Annotated in this window: 18 protein-coding genes; 12 read left to right on the top strand and 6 right to left on the bottom strand. The window is 61.1% G+C overall.

Annotated features, from left to right (window positions below):
- Positions 1-82: 82 nt before the first annotated feature.
- The 3 genes from OJHNALOF_RS12510 to rluB are packed head-to-tail and all read left to right on the top strand — an operon-like array spanning position 83 to position 2,491.
- Positions 83-907 (top strand): PHP domain-containing protein, encoded by an 825-nt coding sequence (locus OJHNALOF_RS12510; RefSeq protein WP_094200808.1) that lies wholly within the window; start codon positions 83-85, stop codon positions 905-907.
- Between the two features lie 18 nt (positions 908-925).
- Positions 926-1,546, top strand: a complete 621-nt coding sequence (locus tag OJHNALOF_RS12515; protein ID WP_165662219.1) for an L-threonylcarbamoyladenylate synthase — start codon at positions 926-928, stop codon at positions 1,544-1,546.
- Positions 1,547-1,555: 9 nt separating this feature from the next.
- A complete protein-coding gene (gene rluB, locus OJHNALOF_RS12520; RefSeq protein ID WP_165662220.1) occupies positions 1,556-2,491 on the top strand; it encodes a 23S rRNA pseudouridine(2605) synthase RluB in 936 nt (311 codons plus the stop codon).
- A gap of 305 nt (positions 2,492-2,796) precedes the next feature.
- Here rluB and OJHNALOF_RS12525 read toward each other — a convergent pair whose 3' ends face one another.
- The 6 genes from OJHNALOF_RS12525 to OJHNALOF_RS12550 form a co-directional block, all read right to left on the bottom strand.
- Positions 2,797-3,768, bottom strand: coding sequence for an alpha-L-glutamate ligase-like protein (locus tag OJHNALOF_RS12525; RefSeq protein ID WP_094200810.1), 972 nt, complete (start codon positions 3,766-3,768; stop codon positions 2,797-2,799).
- A complete protein-coding gene (locus OJHNALOF_RS12530; protein WP_165662221.1) occupies positions 3,761-5,278 on the bottom strand; it encodes an inactive transglutaminase family protein in 1,518 nt (505 codons plus the stop codon). Before OJHNALOF_RS12530 ends, OJHNALOF_RS12525 begins: the two co-directional genes overlap by 8 nt.
- Positions 5,279-5,283: 5 nt before the next feature.
- Positions 5,284-6,051: an ATP-dependent zinc protease gene (locus OJHNALOF_RS12535; protein ID WP_165662222.1), complete on the bottom strand. Its 768-nt coding sequence runs from the start codon at positions 6,049-6,051 to the stop codon at positions 5,284-5,286.
- Entirely contained in the window at positions 6,044-7,054 is a 1,011-nt protein-coding gene (gene cmoB / locus OJHNALOF_RS12540; RefSeq protein ID WP_165662223.1) for a tRNA 5-methoxyuridine(34)/uridine 5-oxyacetic acid(34) synthase CmoB, read from the bottom strand. The genes OJHNALOF_RS12535 and cmoB overlap by 8 nt, the downstream gene beginning before the upstream one ends.
- Entirely contained in the window at positions 7,051-7,779 is a 729-nt protein-coding gene (gene cmoA / locus OJHNALOF_RS12545; RefSeq protein WP_165662224.1) for a carboxy-S-adenosyl-L-methionine synthase CmoA, read from the bottom strand. Before cmoA ends, cmoB begins: the two co-directional genes overlap by 4 nt.
- Before the next feature lie 226 nt (positions 7,780-8,005).
- The gene (locus OJHNALOF_RS12550) at positions 8,006-8,848 is read right to left on the bottom strand and encodes a DUF72 domain-containing protein (protein ID WP_165662225.1); all 843 of its coding nucleotides are present in this window, start codon (positions 8,846-8,848) and stop codon (positions 8,006-8,008) included.
- A 205-nt stretch (positions 8,849-9,053) separates the two neighbouring features.
- Between OJHNALOF_RS12550 and aspS the strand changes: the two genes are divergently transcribed.
- The 9 genes from aspS (at position 9,054) to tolR (ending at position 16,025) form a co-directional block, all read left to right on the top strand.
- On the top strand, positions 9,054-10,817 hold the full coding sequence (gene aspS / locus OJHNALOF_RS12555) for an aspartate--tRNA ligase (protein WP_094200815.1): 1,764 nt from the start codon (positions 9,054-9,056) through the stop codon (positions 10,815-10,817).
- 3 nt (positions 10,818-10,820) lie between these two features.
- Positions 10,821-11,252: a dihydroneopterin triphosphate diphosphatase gene (gene nudB, locus OJHNALOF_RS12560; protein WP_165662226.1), complete on the top strand. Its 432-nt coding sequence runs from the start codon at positions 10,821-10,823 to the stop codon at positions 11,250-11,252.
- A gap of 14 nt (positions 11,253-11,266) precedes the next feature.
- Positions 11,267-12,007 (top strand): YebC/PmpR family DNA-binding transcriptional regulator, encoded by a 741-nt coding sequence (locus tag OJHNALOF_RS12565; protein WP_094200817.1) that lies wholly within the window; start codon positions 11,267-11,269, stop codon positions 12,005-12,007.
- An 89-nt stretch (positions 12,008-12,096) separates the two neighbouring features.
- Positions 12,097-12,618 carry a crossover junction endodeoxyribonuclease RuvC gene (ruvC, locus tag OJHNALOF_RS12570; protein WP_094200818.1) on the top strand — a complete coding sequence of 174 codons (522 nt, stop codon included), beginning with the start codon at positions 12,097-12,099 and terminating at the stop codon, positions 12,616-12,618.
- A 77-nt stretch (positions 12,619-12,695) separates the two neighbouring features.
- Complete coding sequence (gene ruvA, locus OJHNALOF_RS12575; protein WP_165662227.1) at positions 12,696-13,298, top strand: Holliday junction branch migration protein RuvA; 603 nt, start codon at positions 12,696-12,698, stop codon at positions 13,296-13,298.
- A gap of 3 nt (positions 13,299-13,301) precedes the next feature.
- The gene (gene ruvB / locus OJHNALOF_RS12580) at positions 13,302-14,309 is read left to right on the top strand and encodes a Holliday junction branch migration DNA helicase RuvB (RefSeq protein WP_094200820.1); all 1,008 of its coding nucleotides are present in this window, start codon (positions 13,302-13,304) and stop codon (positions 14,307-14,309) included.
- Positions 14,310-14,519: 210 nt separating this feature from the next.
- The gene (ybgC, locus tag OJHNALOF_RS12585; protein WP_094200821.1) at positions 14,520-14,930 is read left to right on the top strand and encodes a tol-pal system-associated acyl-CoA thioesterase; all 411 of its coding nucleotides are present in this window, start codon (positions 14,520-14,522) and stop codon (positions 14,928-14,930) included.
- Position 14,931: 1 nt separating this feature from the next.
- Positions 14,932-15,600, top strand: a complete 669-nt coding sequence (tolQ, locus tag OJHNALOF_RS12590; RefSeq protein WP_211284220.1) for a protein TolQ — start codon at positions 14,932-14,934, stop codon at positions 15,598-15,600.
- Positions 15,600-16,025 (top strand): protein TolR, encoded by a 426-nt coding sequence (gene tolR / locus OJHNALOF_RS12595; protein ID WP_165662228.1) that lies wholly within the window; start codon positions 15,600-15,602, stop codon positions 16,023-16,025. Before tolQ ends, tolR begins: the two co-directional genes overlap by 1 nt.
- Positions 16,026-16,028 lie beyond the last annotated feature (3 nt).

Below are 16,028 nucleotides of genomic sequence, written 5' to 3' on the forward strand. Positions count from 1 at the left end.
CGCTCGTCTCGCTAATCGAAAAACTGGATACAGTTAAACGATATTTGCGGTGGCAAGTCAAGCACGACCACAGGATTTTTTTATGCGCATCGACCTGCACAGCCATTCCACCGCCTCCGACGGCAGCCTGAGCCCCAGTGAGTTGCTGGCCCGGGCCGCCGAAAAGGAGGTGGATGTGCTGGCGCTGACCGACCACGACACCCTGGCGGGGCTGGCCGAGGCGCGCACCGCCGCCGAGGCCCATGGCATTCGGCTGGTCACCGGAGTGGAAATCTCGGCGCTGTGGGAGCACAAGGAAATTCATGTGGTGGGCCTGAACCTGGATCCCGGCCATGAAGGGCTGTCCCGGCTGCTGGCCGAGCAGGGGGCCCGCCGCGACGCCCGCGCCCGGCTGATGGGCGAACGGCTGGAAAAGGCCCGCTATCCCGGTGCCTATGAGGGCGCCAGGGCCATCGCCGGCAACGCCGCCATTACCCGAACTCATCTGGCGCGCTGGCTGCTGGAGCAGGGCGCCGCCGACTCCATGGGCAAGGTATTCAAAAAGTTTCTGAGCCGGGGCAATACCGGCTATGCGCCGCCGGACTGGTGCTCTCTTGATGATGCCATCGGCGCCATACAGGCCGCGGGCGGCGTGGCGGTGCTGGCACACCCCACCCGTTACGAACTGTCGAACAAGTGGGTGCGCAAAATGCTTAGTGCCTTTGCCGAGGCCGGTGGCGACGCCATGGAGGTGTCCATGGCCCAGCAAAGTCCACAGGAACGTGCCACGCTGGGTAAGTGGAGCCGGGAATACGGCCTGGCCGCCTCGGTGGGCTCCGATTTTCACTTTCCCAGCCAGTGGCGGGAGCTGGGGCGCCAGTTGTGGCTGCCTAAAGAAGCCACCCCTGTGTGGGAGCGCTTTCTGTAAATCATTCCGGGAGGAATCATGAGTCAGTTTTTTGAAATTCATCCAGACACCCCTCAGCCACGGCTGATCAACCAGGCCGTGGCCATCGTGCGCCAGGGCGGCGTGCTGGTGTATCCCACCGATTCGGGTTACGCCATCGGCTGCCTGGTGGGTGACAAGAGCGCCATGGAGCGCATCTGCCGCATACGCCAGATCGACAAGGAGCACAACTTCACCCTGGTGTGCCGGGACCTGTCCGAGCTTTCAGCCTATGCGCGGGTCGACAACACCGCCTTTCGGCTGATGAAAAACAACACGCCGGGGGCCTACACCTTTATCCTGCGGGCCACCAAGGAAGTGCCCAAGCGGCTGCAGAACCCCAAACGCAAGACCATTGGCCTGCGGGTGCCGGATCATGCCATCAGCCTGGCCTTGCTTGAGGCCCTGGGTGAACCGCTGATGTCCTGCAGCCTGATTTTGCCCGGTGAGAGCGAGGCGGAATTCGACCCCTTTGAAATCCGCAACCGGCTGGAAAAGGTGGTGGATCTGATTATTGACGGCGGTGTGATCGACTCTCGACCCACCACGGTGGTGGACCTTTACGACGACACCCCGGTGATCGTGCGCGAAGGCGCAGGCAGCCTGACCCCTTTTGAATAAGTGAACGACATGACTGAAAAACTGCAAAAAGTGCTGGCCCGGGCCGGCAAGGGCTCGCGCCGGGAAATTGAGGGCCTGATCAGCCAGGGCCGGGTCAGCGTCAACGGCAAGGTGGCGGTGTTGGGTGACCGGGTCACCGGCAGCGAGCAGATTCGCGTAGACGGCCACCTGGTGGAAACCCAGGCCGAAAGCGATATCGTGTGCCGCGTGCTGGCTTACCACAAGCCGGAAGGCGAGGTGAGCACGCGCAAGGATCCGGAAGGCCGCCCCACGGTATTTGACCGCCTGCCAAGGTTGCAGGGCGCCCGCTGGGTGGCGGTGGGCCGACTGGACGTGAACACCTCCGGTTTGCTGCTGTTTACCACCGATGGCGAGCTGGCCAACCGGCTGATGCACCCCCGGCATGAAATTGACCGGGAATATGCGGTGCGGGTGTTTGGCGAAGTGGATGAGGCCATGCTGCAGCGGCTGCGCAAGGGCGTGATGCTCGAGGACGGCGAGGCCCGTTTCGAGACCCTGAAATACACCGGCGGCGAGGGCATGAACCTCTGGTTCCACGTCACCCTGAAGGAAGGCCGTAATCGGGAAGTGCGCCGGCTGTGGGAATCCCAGGGCGTGCAGGTGAGCCGGCTGATGCGGGTACGCTACGGCAAGATTGAAATGCCCAAGAACCTGCCTCGAGGCGGTTGGGCCGAGCTGCCGCTGGATCAGGTCAACTACCTGCGCAAGGAAGTCGGCCTGGCCCCGGAGCAGGAAAGCAAGGTGGACGTGAATGCCGCCGACCGCTTCAAGCAGGTGGCCCGTATTCGCAAGGCGGTGCGCAAACACAACACGCGGGTCAAGGGCACCGGTACCGGCGCGGCCCCGAAAAAGCCGGCTCCTACCGGATCCCGTGGCCAGGGACCCAAGCCGGGCCAGCGGCAAAAGCGCAAAACCCGAATGTAAGCTGGAAGCGATAAGCTGAAAGCCTGACGCCGCAGTAGGTTGGGATGAGTTTTACGAATCCCAACAGTTCAGCCGTCGGCTCTGTTGTTGGGATTCGCTTCGCTCATCGCCAACCTACGACTTGATAACATTGTTCATCGTAAACAAAAAACGGCGCCGGGATTAACCCCGGCGCCGTTTTTGCTTTGCGCATGTGTTATGACCGGACCGTAGGTTGAAATGAGCCTCGCCGAATTCCAACGTGCCGCAGCCGCCTTCGTGTTGGGATTCGCTACGCTCATCGCCAACCTACGACTCTCATTCCTTCACAAATCGGTGGCAAACTCCTTGCGGGAGAAGGCCACGCGCTCTTCCGGGGTCAGGGTGATTTTGCGGCCGAGCTTTTCAATCTTGCGCAGGCGCGGCACCAGGCCGGCGGCGTTGGCGGTCTGTATCGCCAGGCCGGGGCGGGCGTTCAGCTCCAGCAGCATGGGGCCCTTTTGCTTGTCGAGCACCATGTCGGTGCCGATATAGCCCAGGCCCGACATCTCAAAGCAGGACGAAGACAGGTTGAGCAGCTGCTCCCAGTAGGGCACCTTGAGCTCGAACAGATCCCGGCCGGTGTCCGGGTGATGGCGCACCGGCTGGTTGAACTGCACCGCCCGAATGGCGCGACCGGTATTGATGTCGAGGCCCACGCCCACGGCGCCCTGATGCAGGTTGGCCTTGCCGTCTGACGCCTGGGTGGACAGCCGCATCATGGCCATGATGGGAAAGCCCTTGAACACGATCACGCGAGTATCGGGCACGCCTTCATAGGAAAAACCGTCAAACACATCGTCGAAGTTGATCAGCGCTTCAATCAGCGCCACGTCCGGCTTGCCGCCCAGGGAGTAAAGCCCGGCCAGAATGTTGGACACGTGGCGTTCCAGATCCTCTATGGTCTCGGCCTTGCCGCTGGGCTTGGTAAAGTTCTGGCGGTCGTGATCCACGATCACCGTAATGCCCTTGCCGCCGGAGCCCTTGGCGGGCTTGATGCAAAAGCCCGGCCAGTCCTTGACCATGTCCCACAGGTGTGCCACCTGGTGCTGGTATTCGATAACGCCGACCATCTCGGGCACGGTCACCCCGGCATCCAGGGCGATCTGCTTGGTCTTGAGCTTGTTGTCCACCAGCGGATACAGCCGCCGCGGGTTGTAGCGGCTGATATAGGAAATATTGCGCCGGTTCATGCCCATGATGCCGAGCCGGCCCAGCTCAAAGGGCGAGGCGTATTTGGCAAGCAGGTTTTTAATCATGTTTCAGCTCGTCTACCAGGGGCTTGAAGCGCTTGAGTTCGGTCAGGCGATAACCGGTGTAGTTACCCAGCACCAGCACCGCCGCCATCACGATCAGCTGCAGGCCGAGGAAGTTGAAGGTGAGGTGGCGAATAAACTCGTTGTTCATGGCCAGGAAGGCCATGACCGCCACCACCAGGGAGCCGCCGCCCTGCTTGAGCACTTCCTTGGGACCTTCTTCTTCCCACAGCACCGACATGCGCTCTATGGTCCAGGCCAGAATGATCATCGGGAAGAAGGTGATCTTCATGCCCTCGGTCAGGCCCAGCTGATAGGCGACGATACTGAAAAAGCCAATCATGCCGATGACCATGATGATCACCGCCGATATTCGCGCCACCAGCAGCAGGTTAAGGTGCGAGAGGTAGGAGCGCAGTACCAGGCCGGTGCCCACGATCAGCAGAAAGCCGACCAGGCCGGTCAGCAGGCTGGTCTGAATAAAGGCCATGGCGATCAGCACCGGCATAAAGGTGCCCGAGGTTTTTACCCCGACAATAATGCGCAGGAACACCACCGCCAGCACGCCGATGGGGATCAGCAATATGCCCTTGAACAGGGCCTGCTCTTCCAGCGGCAGGTTATAGAGCGACACGTTGATCCAGTCGGGCTGATCAAACTTCTTGGCCAGGGCCACGTTCACCGGCTGCTCCTGCTCCAGCATGGAGAAGCTGACCCGGGAATTGCTGGCACCCACCAGATCCAGCACCGGGGCCGAGTGGTATTCCCACAGCAGCAGGCTTTCCTGCCGGCCCTGCTCACCGGTGGCCGGGTTGAAGATGTCGTAGCGTTCGCCGTCAAACACCTGCACCACGTCCACCAGCCGCTGGCGACGACGGCCGTCTTCCAGCTGCAGTCCCTTCAGCAACCGGGCCGACACGCCGGCGCGGTGCAGCATGTCGACCAGCAGCGGGCCCGAAGTCTTGTACTGGGCCAGCAGCTCGGCGTTCTGGCCGCCGCTGCCCAGCTCCTTGAGCAACTCCCGTGTGAGGGTAATGCCGTCGGACGAGCGCGCTTCCGCCAGGGTCAGCACCTGATCCATGGCGGTGGCGTAAGGCTCGGCCACTTCCACCGTGGTGACCTGGGGCGGCACATTGCCAAGGGGGCCCTTGGCAAAGGGGTCGAGCATCATGTCGACCTTGTAATACAGCTCCTGGTGACCGGAGGCGGAGCGAATGGACCATTCGGCCCGGCTGCCACCGTCTTCGGCTTGTACAAAGGACAGACCATAACCCGGTGACGCGGCAGACTCGTTCATCAGGGTAAAGCCGGGCTGACTGCCGGGAATGGCCAGGGACGCCTTGACCGGCCGGCCGTCGGCCTCAAATTCCACCTTGGCTTCCACCGACCAGATCTGGCGTTTTTCGCCGGGCAGCCAGGGCACTTCATACACGAAATGGCGGTGCAGCATCAGTGCCAGCCCCACCAGAAACAGGGCCGCCACGATCAGATAAAAGGGTTTGCGTGAGTACATGTGGTTTACTCGCTGGAGGGGTTGGGACGCTTGGGCTTGCCCTGCACGTTACGGCGGGCAATATCGACCACGGCGATGTCTTTAAGAAACTCCCGGCCCAACAGCACCGGATAGGTCATCTGGGAACGGTCGGTCAGGGTAAATTCGGTTTTTTCCGACAGCCGGCCCAGCCGTAGGGTCAGCTCCACCACGGGTCGGCGTTCGGTTTCCTCGGCCGACGCCTGACGAATGCGCACATAGCGCACCAGGGGCGCTTCCACCGGCAGCTTCTCCTCCACGCCTTCGTGGGTCATGTTAAAGCTCACCCAGGGTTTGCCGTCGCGCTCAAACTCGGTGATGTCCTGGGCGCTGAGGGACGAGGTGGTGGCGCCGGTATCAATGCGGGCGGGAAAGGCATCGTTGACCGCATCCAGCCAGACGTCTTCGGTTTCGCCCACAATCAGCTTGCCGTCCCGGGTTTCGTTGTCGGGAATCTCGGGGGGCGGCGGCGGCATGCTGGGGGCCGCACCCGGTGTGGGAGGCGGCACCGCCACCAGTTGTTTCTTCAGGTTGCGAATGTCCTGCTGCAGGGCCTTCATAAAGGCGTGATGGCTGGTATTGAGTCGCGAGCCCTGTTGTTCCATGGCCATGACCAACCGGGCCTCCTGGTCGGCCAGCGCCGCCGACAACTCGGGCTCGGATACCGGCGGGGGCGGTGGCTCGTCGGTGGTGGTCTGGCTGGCGCAGGCGCTCAGCAACAGGGGCATCAGCAGTGACAGGGCCGCTTTATTCATCCTTTTCTCTCTTTGTTCCGTGTTGGGGATCCACCGGCTTGTTGGCGATGATGATGGCGCGCTTGGGAGCCGGATAGCCTTCAATGGTTTTGCCGGGGTCGTTCGGGTCGAGAAAGTCCGCCAGCGATTCGTTGCGCATCCAGTCGGTGCGCCGTTGTTCGTTCAGGGTGGTCAGACTTTCGTCCACCACGCGAATGTTTTCAAAGCCGCATTTGGCAAGCCACCCCACCAGGGCCGCAGCGCTTGGAATAAACCAGACGTTGCGCATTTTGCCGTAGCGCTCACCGGGAACCAGCACGCTGTGCTCGTCGCCGTCGATCACCAGGGTCTCCAGCACCAGCTCGCCACCGTCGCGCAGCTGCTCCTTGAGCTGCAGCAGGTGATCGATGGGGGAGCGTCTGTGATAGAGCACGCCCATGGAGAACACGGTGTCAAAGGCCCGCAGCTCGGGCAGCTCTTCTATGCCTAAGGGTAATACCTGAATCCCTTTATAACCATTGGCGAAGTGCCGGATGGCCTCGAACTGACACAGAAACAGCTGGGACGGATCTATGCCCACCGCCATTTCGGCACCCTCACCGGCCATGCGCCACAGGTGGTAGCCGCTGCCGCAGCCCACATCCAGCACATAGCGGTTGTTGAGCGGGCTGATATGGGGCTTGAGCCTGTCCCACTTCCAGTCGGAGCGCCATTCGGTGTCGATATGAATGCCGTGCACCTCAAAGGGGCCCTTGCGCCAGGGATGAAACTGGCCCAGCAGGCTTTCAATTTTTTTCTGCTCTCCGGCCGACACCTCGCCCGACTGGCCAATGGCGACCCGGTCCTTGAGCTCGATACGCTGGGTATGAATGGCCGGCAGCTTGCGCAGGGCCCGGCTCCAGCGCGCCAGATCACCGTGCAGGTGCTGTTTTTGCCAGTCGTGCAGCTGGGCCGGCAGGCAGTGCAGCCAATGGCTGAGCCGGGTCTTGGCGATTTGCTGGTAGAAGTCGCTGAAGTCGATCATTTGACCGCCACCATGGAGCCGAAGTTAAAGCACTGGAACCACATGTCGACATGGGCAAAACCAAGTCGTTTGAGTCGTGCCTTGTGCTGCTCGGGGGAGTCGGGGCGCAGCACGTTTTCAAGGGCCGTACGCTTTTGGCTGATTTCCAGCTCGCTGTAGCCGTTGGCCCGCTTGAAGTCGTGGTGCAGCTCGATCAGCAGCTCGTTGACGGTGTCGTCGGCACTGACGAATTTTTCGCTCAGGATCAGCACGCCGCCGGGCTTCAGGCCGGCGTATATGTTGCCAAGCAGGACTTCACGCAGTGCAGGATCGATAAACTGCAGGGTGAAGTTAAGCACCACCACGGAGGCGTTTTCAATGGTGAGGTCGCAGATGTCTGCTTCCAGCAGCTCCACCTCGACGTCGGAACGAAAGGCGGCCAGGTGATTGCGTGCCCGCTCCACCATGGCCGCCGAGTTGTCGACCGCCACAATGCGGCAGCCGGGCTGGTTCAGGTTGCGGCGCATTTCCTGGGTGGCGGCGCCGAGGGAGCAGCCCAAATCATAGAGTTGAGTATGAGGCTGGGCAAAGCGGGCCGTCATCATGCCGATGGCGGAAATGATGTTGGAGTAACCGGGCACGGATCGCTTGATCATGTCCGGAAAGACGTCGGCCACTTTGTGGTCGAAACAGAAGTCGCCCAGCCGGTCGATGGGGGCGGCGAAGATATGATCTTTTTCTTGCATGACGTTGTAAATATAGAACTCTTGCTCACGGCAGCGGCGCTGCGCTGAATGGACGGTATTGTAAAAGAAGCGCAATGGGTTGTCTTGAGCGGCACCATTCGGTGCGACAAATTCTTTTTGTGCTGGCGGTGAGGAAAGTGAGGAGTAAAGGGAAAGGGGTGAGGAGAACCGCGTTGGTTTTGGTTTTTCCGCCTCACCCCTCACCCCTCACTCCTTACGAACGACCTCAAAAAAGACTGCCCTGGGGCTCGGGCGCCTGGCCGGGAAAGGCGGGCAGGGGGCAGTCCAGCGCCTCGGCGATGGTGGCTGCCAGGACCGGGGCCTCGACATTGTCGGCGGTATGCACAAACAGATACACCGACTTGCCTTCATTCAGCCAGCCTCTCAGGCGCGGCAGCCAGGGCTGCCAGAAGGGGGTGTTGGCGGACAGGTTCGGGTTGCCGATAAATCGCACCATGGGTGACTGACCCGTGCTGATGATGTGCACCGGCACCCTTGGCTTCTTCTGCTGGGCATCTGCCAGCGCCGGCGTGGTGGGGGCCACGGCAAACACCGGCCTTGAGTCCATGATAATGCGGTTGGCGCCCTGCTCCAGCAGCAGCCGGTTAAGTCGGCGTTCGGCTTCCCCCTTGGCAAAAAACGCCGGGTGGCGCACTTCCACCCCCATTTCAACGGTGTTCGGCAGGGCGTTCAGCAGTTGTGCCAGGCCGTCGAGCTGTTCCGGTCCCGTGGCGGCGGGCAGCTGTAGCATCAGCATGCCCAGCTTGTGATGCAGGGGCGTGAGCTGGTCGAGAAAGGCCTGCGCCGTGGCAATGTTGTCGGCCAGGCGGCCTTGGTGGCTGACGGTGGACGGAAACTTGAAGGTAAAGCGAAAGTCGTCGCCGGTCATGGCCTCCCAGCGCGTCAGGCTCTGGGTATCGGGCACGCCGTAAAAGCTGGTGTTGCCTTCCACGGTATTGAACACACGGGCGTAGTCTGACAGATGCTCGGTGGTTTTCAGTCCCCGGCTCAGCAGGTTGCCCGGCCAGCCGGCATGGGACCACTGGCTCAGGCCCAGATATAACGGCATATTTCTCCTGAAAAGATAATGTGAGGGGTGAGGAGTAAAGCGAGAGGGGGATTTTGGCCTCCTGGCGCCTAACCCCTCACCATGCTTATCAAAAACATCGAGTTTTACCCGTGTTCGGGTTTCCGATTATACTAGCGCGCTGTTTACAGACCAATTCAAGCCTGCGGCCGGGCGCCGCAGCCAAAGCACATCATAGGAAGACTCCATGCGCACTCATTATTGCGGGCAGGTAGACGCCTCCCTGGTTGGCCAGAGCGTAACCCTCAGTGGCTGGGTACATCGTCGTCGTGATCTGGGCGGTCTCATCTTTATCGACATGCGCGATCGGGAAGGCATTGTTCAGGTGTTCTTCGATCCCGACAAGGCCGACGCCTACGACAAGGCGTCTGGCCTGCGTGCCGAGTTCTGCGTGCAGATAACCGGCGTGGTGCGTGCGCGTCCCGAGTCTCAGGTAAACAAGGACATGGCCACCGGCGCGGTGGAAATCTTTGCCCACGAGCTCACCATCATCAACAAGGCGGCACCGCTGCCCCTGGACTTCAACCAGAACAACTCCGAAGAGCAGCGGCTGAAGTACCGCTACCTGGATCTGCGCCGTCCCGAGCAGGCCCGTTTCCTCAAGACCCGGGCCCAGGTCACCAGTCGAGTGCGCCGCTTTATGGACGAGCATGGTTTTCTCGATATCGAAACCCCCATGCTCACCAAGGCCACCCCGGAAGGCGCCCGTGACTATCTGGTGCCGAGCCGGGTGCACAAGGGCTATTTCTATGCGCTGCCCCAGTCGCCCCAGCTGTTCAAGCAGCTGCTGATGATGAGCGGTTTCGATCGCTACTACCAGATTGTAAAGTGCTTCCGCGACGAAGACCTGCGCGCCGACCGCCAGCCCGAATTCACCCAGATCGATGTGGAAACCTCTTTTATGAGTGCCGAGCAGGTGCGTGAGGTGATGGAGCAGCTGGTACGTGAACTGTGGCAGGACGTGGCCGGCGTGGATCTGGGTGCCTTCCCAGTGATGAGCTTTGCCGAAGCCATGCGTCGTTACGGCTCCGACAAGCCGGATCTGCGTATCGCCATGGAGCTGACCGACGTGGCCGACCTGGTGAAGGATGTGGACTTTCAGGTGTTCGCCGGTCCTGCCAACGACGCCAAGGGGCGTGTGGCCGCCCTGCGCGTGCCCGGTGGCGCGGCGCTTTCCCGCAAGCAGATTGACGAATATGGCAAGTATGTGGGCATCTACGGCGCCAAGGGCCTGGCCTGGCTCAAGGTGAACGATGCAACCAAGGGCATGGACGGCATTCAGTCGCCGGTGGCCAAGTTCCTGAACGAAGCCATCGTCACCGAGCTGCTGGCGCGCACCGGTGCCACCGACGGCGACGCCATCTTCTTTGGTGCCGACTCCGCCAAGGTGGTGTGTGACGCCATGGGCGCCCTGCGCTTGAAACTGGGCAAGGATCTGAACCTGATCGAGAACAGCTGGAAACCGCTGTGGGTGGTGGACTTCCCCATGTTCGAGGAAGAAGACGACCGTCTTTACGCCATGCACCATCCCTTTACCGCCGCCAAGGACATGTCGGCACAAGAGCTGGAAGCCAACCCGCTGGCGGCCGCCGCCAATGCCTATGACATGGTGATCAACGGCTACGAAGTGGGCGGTGGCTCGGTGCGTATTCACGACAACGCCATGCAGCAGACCGTGTTCCGCCTGCTGGGCATCAATGCCGAGGAGCAGCAGGAGAAGTTCGGCTTCCTGCTCGACGCCCTCAAATACGGCACCCCGCCCCATGCCGGCCTGGCCTTTGGCCTGGACCGCCTGGTGATGCTGCTGACCGGCACCGACAACATTCGGGACGTGATTGCCTTTCCGAAAACCACCACGGCCTCCTGTCTGCTCACCGATGCCCCCAGCCTGGCCAACCCGGATGCACTGACCGAGCTTGCCATTCGCACCGAGCAGCCCAAGGCGGAGTAAGGCATGGCCCACAAGCACCCGGAGTCGGTACTCATCCTGATCCATACTCGGGATCGCGTGCTGTTGCTGCAGCGCAAGGACAATCCCGACTTTTGGCAGTCGGTGACCGGCAGTCTGGAAGCCGGCGAAAATCGCATGCAGGCCGCCATCCGCGAGCTGGAGGAAGAAACCGGCCTGGTGGTGGGCAACGGCCTGCAACTGGTGGAAACCGGGCACCGGGTGCGTTTTGAAATTTACCCCCACTGGCGGCATCGCTACCGTCCGGGGGTGACCCACAACTGGGAATACGAATTCCGTTTATGCCTGCCCGAGCCGCAACAAGTGCGGCTCACCGAGCACCTGGATCAGTGCTGGCTGCCCTTTGAGGAAGCCCGCACCCGGGCCGGCTCCTGGACCAACCGGGATGCCATCGGCAGGTTGATAAACACCGAATAAAGGAGACTCAAGTAATGGCAGGTCACAGTAAATGGGCCAACATCAAGCACCGCAAGGCGGCGCAAGACGCCAAGCGCGGCAAGATCTTCACCAAACTAATTCGTGAACTGACCACGGCGGCCCGTGAGGGCGGCTCCGATGCAGCCTCCAACCCCAGATTGCGCGCCGCCATCGACAAGGCACTGTCCAACAACATGACCCGCGACACCATCGACAGAGCCGTGAAGCGCGGTGCCGGCGAGCTGGACGGCCAGCAGCTGGAGACCATCATCTACGAAGGCTACGGTCCAGGTGGCACCGCCGTGATGGTGGAGTGCATGACCGATAACCGCAACCGCACCGTATCGGAAGTGCGTCACGCGTTTTCCAAGAGCGGTGGCAACCTGGGCACCGACGGCTCGGTGGCCTACCTGTTCGAGAAAAAGGGCGTGATCACCTATGCCGAGGCCGACGAAGAAACCGTGATGGATGCGGCGCTGGAAGCCGGTGCCGAGGATGTGGTGGTGAACGACGACGATTCCATCGACGTGTACACTCAGTGGGACGAGTTCGGCGCGGTGAAAGACGCCCTGGACGCCAGTGGCCTGGCAGCCGACAACGCCGAAGTGACCATGATCCCTTCAACCAAGTCTGAACTGGATGAAGACACCGCCCCCAAGCTGCTGCGGCTGATCGACATGCTCGAAGATCTGGACGACGTGCAGGAGGTGTATCACAACGGTGATATCTCCGACGAACTGGCGGAGCAGCTCTAACGGCGTTAGCTGGAAGCGATAAGCCTGAGTCCGAAAACCGCCCGAGGTCACAATATTTTTCCCAGCTTCCAGCCCTGAGTGTTCTTTTTATGTCCATTATTCTCGGTATCGATCCCGGCTCGCGCATCACCGGCTACGGTGTGGTGCGCCAGACCGGCAATAAAATGGAATACCTGGGCTCCGGCTGCATTCGCATGACCGACGACGCCCTGGCGCCCCGGCTCAAGAAAATTTACGACGGGGTCAGCGAAATCATTTTGCAGTTTCGCCCCAACCTCTTTGCCATTGAGCAGGTATTTATGGCCCGCAACCCGGACTCGGCGCTGAAACTGGGCCAGGCCCGGGGCGCGGCCATTGTGGCCGCCGCCAACGCCGGACTGGAGGTGGCGGAATATTCCGCCCGTCAGATCAAGCAGGCGGTGGTGGGGCAGGGCGGTGCCGACAAGAGTCAGGTGCAACACATGGTGGTCAAGCTGCTCAGCCTGCCGGGCACGCCCCAGGCCGATGCCGCCGATGCCCTGGCGGTGGCCCTGTGCCACGGCCACACTCGCCAAAGCCTGGTCAGCATGGCCGGCCAGGTGCGCGGCACCGTACGCGGGCGTCTGCGCTGACGGCTCAAGCACATGGATATTTATCCAGTTATTTATTATTCTTGGCCCAGTTTTGTCCTGATTAGCGGAGCGCCTCAGTGATAGGTCGGTTAAAAGGTATTATTGTCGAAAAGCAGCCCCCCGAAATCCTGCTGGATGTGAACGGGGTAGGGTATGAAGTCACCCTGCCCATGAGCTGTTTTTACGAGCTGCCCAATGTGGGCCAGGCCGCCACCGTGCTGACCCATTTTGTCGTGCGGGAAGACGCCCAGCTGTTGTTTGGCTTTAACACCAAAACCGAGCGAGCGCTGTTTCGGGAGCTGATCAAGACCAATGGCGTGGGTCCCAAGCTGGCGCTGGCCATTCTCTCGGGCATGACCGCCGATCAGTTTATTCATAATGTGGAGCAGGGCGAGATCACCGCCCTGGTCAAGTTGCCCGGTGTTGGCAAGAAAACCGCCGAGCGGCTGGTGGTGGAAATGCGCGACCGGCTCAAGGGCTTTGGCGGTTATGATCTGTTTAACCCGGCGCCCGAGTCGGCCCTGGCCGGCGGCGGTGACGGCGCCAGGGACGAAGCCCTGGCCGCGTTGCAGGCGTTGGGTTACAAGGCGGCCCAGGCCGAGCAGCTAATGAAGAAAATTGCCAAACCCGGCATGGATGCGGAGCAGCTGATCCGCGAAGCCCTGAAAAGCATGGGGTAAGCCATGATAGAAGCGGATCGTTTTATCAACCCGGCCCCGCGCCAGGAAGAGGAAGCCATCGATCGGGCCATACGCCCCAGGGCGCTGGCGGACTATCGTGGCCAGGATCACGTGCGCGGCCAGATGGAAATCTTTATCGAGGCGGCGCGCCGGCGGGAAGAGGCCCTGGATCACCTGCTGATTTTTGGCCCGCCCGGGCTTGGCAAGACCACTCTGGCCAACATCGTGGCCAATGAGATGGGCGTAAGCATCAAGACCACCTCGGGCCCGGTGCTGGAAAAGGCCGGGGATCTGGCGGCCATGCTCACCAATCTCGAGCCCGGTGATGTGCTGTTTATCGATGAAATTCACCGCCTGAGCCCGGTGGTGGAAGAAATCCTCTACCCGGCGATGGAAGACTACCAGCTCGACATCATGATCGGGGAAGGCCCCGCCGCTCGCTCCATCAAGCTGGAGCTGCCGCCCTTTACCCTAGTGGGCGCCACCACCCGGGCCGGCTCGCTGACCTCACCCCTGCGGGACCGCTTTGGCATCGTACAGCGGCTGGAGTTCTACCAGGTATCGGATCTGGCCCATATCATCAGCCGCAGCGCCGGCAAGCTGGGTCTGGATATCGACGACGACGGCGCCCTGGAAATGGCCCGCCGGGCCCGGGGCACGCCGCGCATTGCCAACCGGCTGCTGCGCCGGGTGCGGGACTTTGCCGAGGTCAAGGGCAGCGGCGCCATCGACGCCGCCATTGCCGCCCAGGCCCTGGATATGCTGGATGTGGACAAGCAGGGCTTTGACTACATGGACCGCAAGCTGCTGACGGCGGTACTCGACAAGTTCATGGGCGGCCCGGTGGGCCTCGACAACCTGGCCGCGGCCATTGGCGAGGAAAAGGAAACCATCGAAGACGTGATTGAACCCTACCTTATTCAGCAGGGCTTTTTGCAACGCACCCCCCGCGGCCGCCTGGCTACCCCTCGCGCCTACCTGCATTTCGGCTTCGACCTTCCCGAAGCCTGACGGCAGCCGGAAGCTAGAAGAGAGCGAAAAAAGGTGAGGGGAGAGGAGTAAGGCGTCAAATCCGAGATTCCTCATACCTCCCTCACCCCTCACCCCTCACAGCCCAGTCAGGGTCACCTAATGTCGTGCGCTGACGCAGTCTGCTTCTTTCATGGCGACGACTTGGGTATAGTAATTCCCAGATTTTTCAAACAGGTTTTGCTTGTTGCCATGTCACAGACACCGTTTCACTGGCCGGTGCGTATCTATTACGAAGATACCGATGCCGGCGGCATTGTATATAACGCCAACTATCTGAAATTCATGGAAAGGGCCCGCACCGAGTGGTTGCGCCACCTGGGTGTGGAGCAGGACAGCCTGCTCGAGCAGGATATTGCCTTTGTGGTGCGCCGGGTCGAAATGGATCTGCGCCGTCCGGCCCGGTTCAATGATGCATTAAAAGTCACCGTCACGGTGAAAATGCTCAAACGTGCCTCTATTGTGTTTGAGCAGGAAATTCTGGATGATGCGGGCCTTTCTCTGGTGAGGGGCGAGGTGGTCATCGCCTGTGTGAATATCGCTCAAATGAAACCTTTCGCCATACCTGAGCCGTTGATGGGAGTATTGTCGGGTGCACGCTGATATTTCGTTTATTGGTCTTTTTCTGCAGGCCAGCCTGCTGGTCAAACTGGTGATGCTGGCCCTGGTGGGCATGTCGGTGCTGTCCTGGGCGCTGATCATCAATCGCCGCAAGGTGCTGACTTCGGCCCGCGACGATGCCGAGCAGTTTGAAGACAAGTTCTGGTCTGGTGCCGATCTGGGACGCCTCTACCATGAGTCCAATGCCCGGCGCGACAGCTTGGCGGGCATGGAGCAGATCTTTCATGCCGGTTTTCGCGAGTTCGTGCGCCTGCAAAAGCAGGGCCGGCCTCAGGACACCATTCTCGAAGGCACCTACCGTACCATGCGGGTGGCGCTGTCCCGGGAAGTCGACCGGCTGGAAACCAACCTGTCGGTACTGGCGACCATCGGCTCCATCAGCCCCTATATCGGCCTGTTCGGTACCGTATGGGGCATCATGAACGCCTTTATTGCCCTGGCGGAAATCAAGCAGGCCACCCTGGCCATGGTGGCCCCGGGTATTGCCGAGGCGCTGATTGCCACCGCCATGGGGCTGTTTGCGGCCATTCCGGCGGTGATTGCCTTTAACCGTTTCAGCTATCAGGTGGAGCGACTGGAAAACCACCTGGCCAACTTCATGGACGAGTTTTCCACCATTCTCAACCGGCAAGTGACCACGGGTAACCAGTAATGCAGAGCTATCAGCGCAAGCGACGCAAACGCGTGGCCGAGATCAACGTGGTGCCTTATATCGACGTCATGCTGGTGCTGCTGATCATCTTTATGGCCACGGCGCCAGTGATTACTCAGGGGGTCAAGGTGGATCTGCCCCAGGCCGAGGCCGAGCTGCTGCCGGATGACAGCGAGACGCCGCTGGTGGCGTCGGTGGACGCCGAGGGCCGTTATTTTCTCGACGTGGGTGAGACGCGGGACGAGGCGGTGGATCTGCTGGCCCTGGCAGACATGGTGCAGCAAAAGCTGGCCACCAATCCCAAGGCACCCGTGGTGGTGCAGGGTGATGCCAATGTGCGCTATGACGCCGTGATCCAGCTGATGGCCACCCTTAAGGCGGCCGGCGTGCCCAGTGTGGGCCTGATGACCCAACCGGAGCAATAAGGC

The organism is Oceanimonas sp. MB9 (assembly GCF_011319775.1).
Taxonomy (GTDB): domain Bacteria; phylum Pseudomonadota; class Gammaproteobacteria; order Enterobacterales; family Aeromonadaceae; genus Oceanimonas; species Oceanimonas doudoroffii.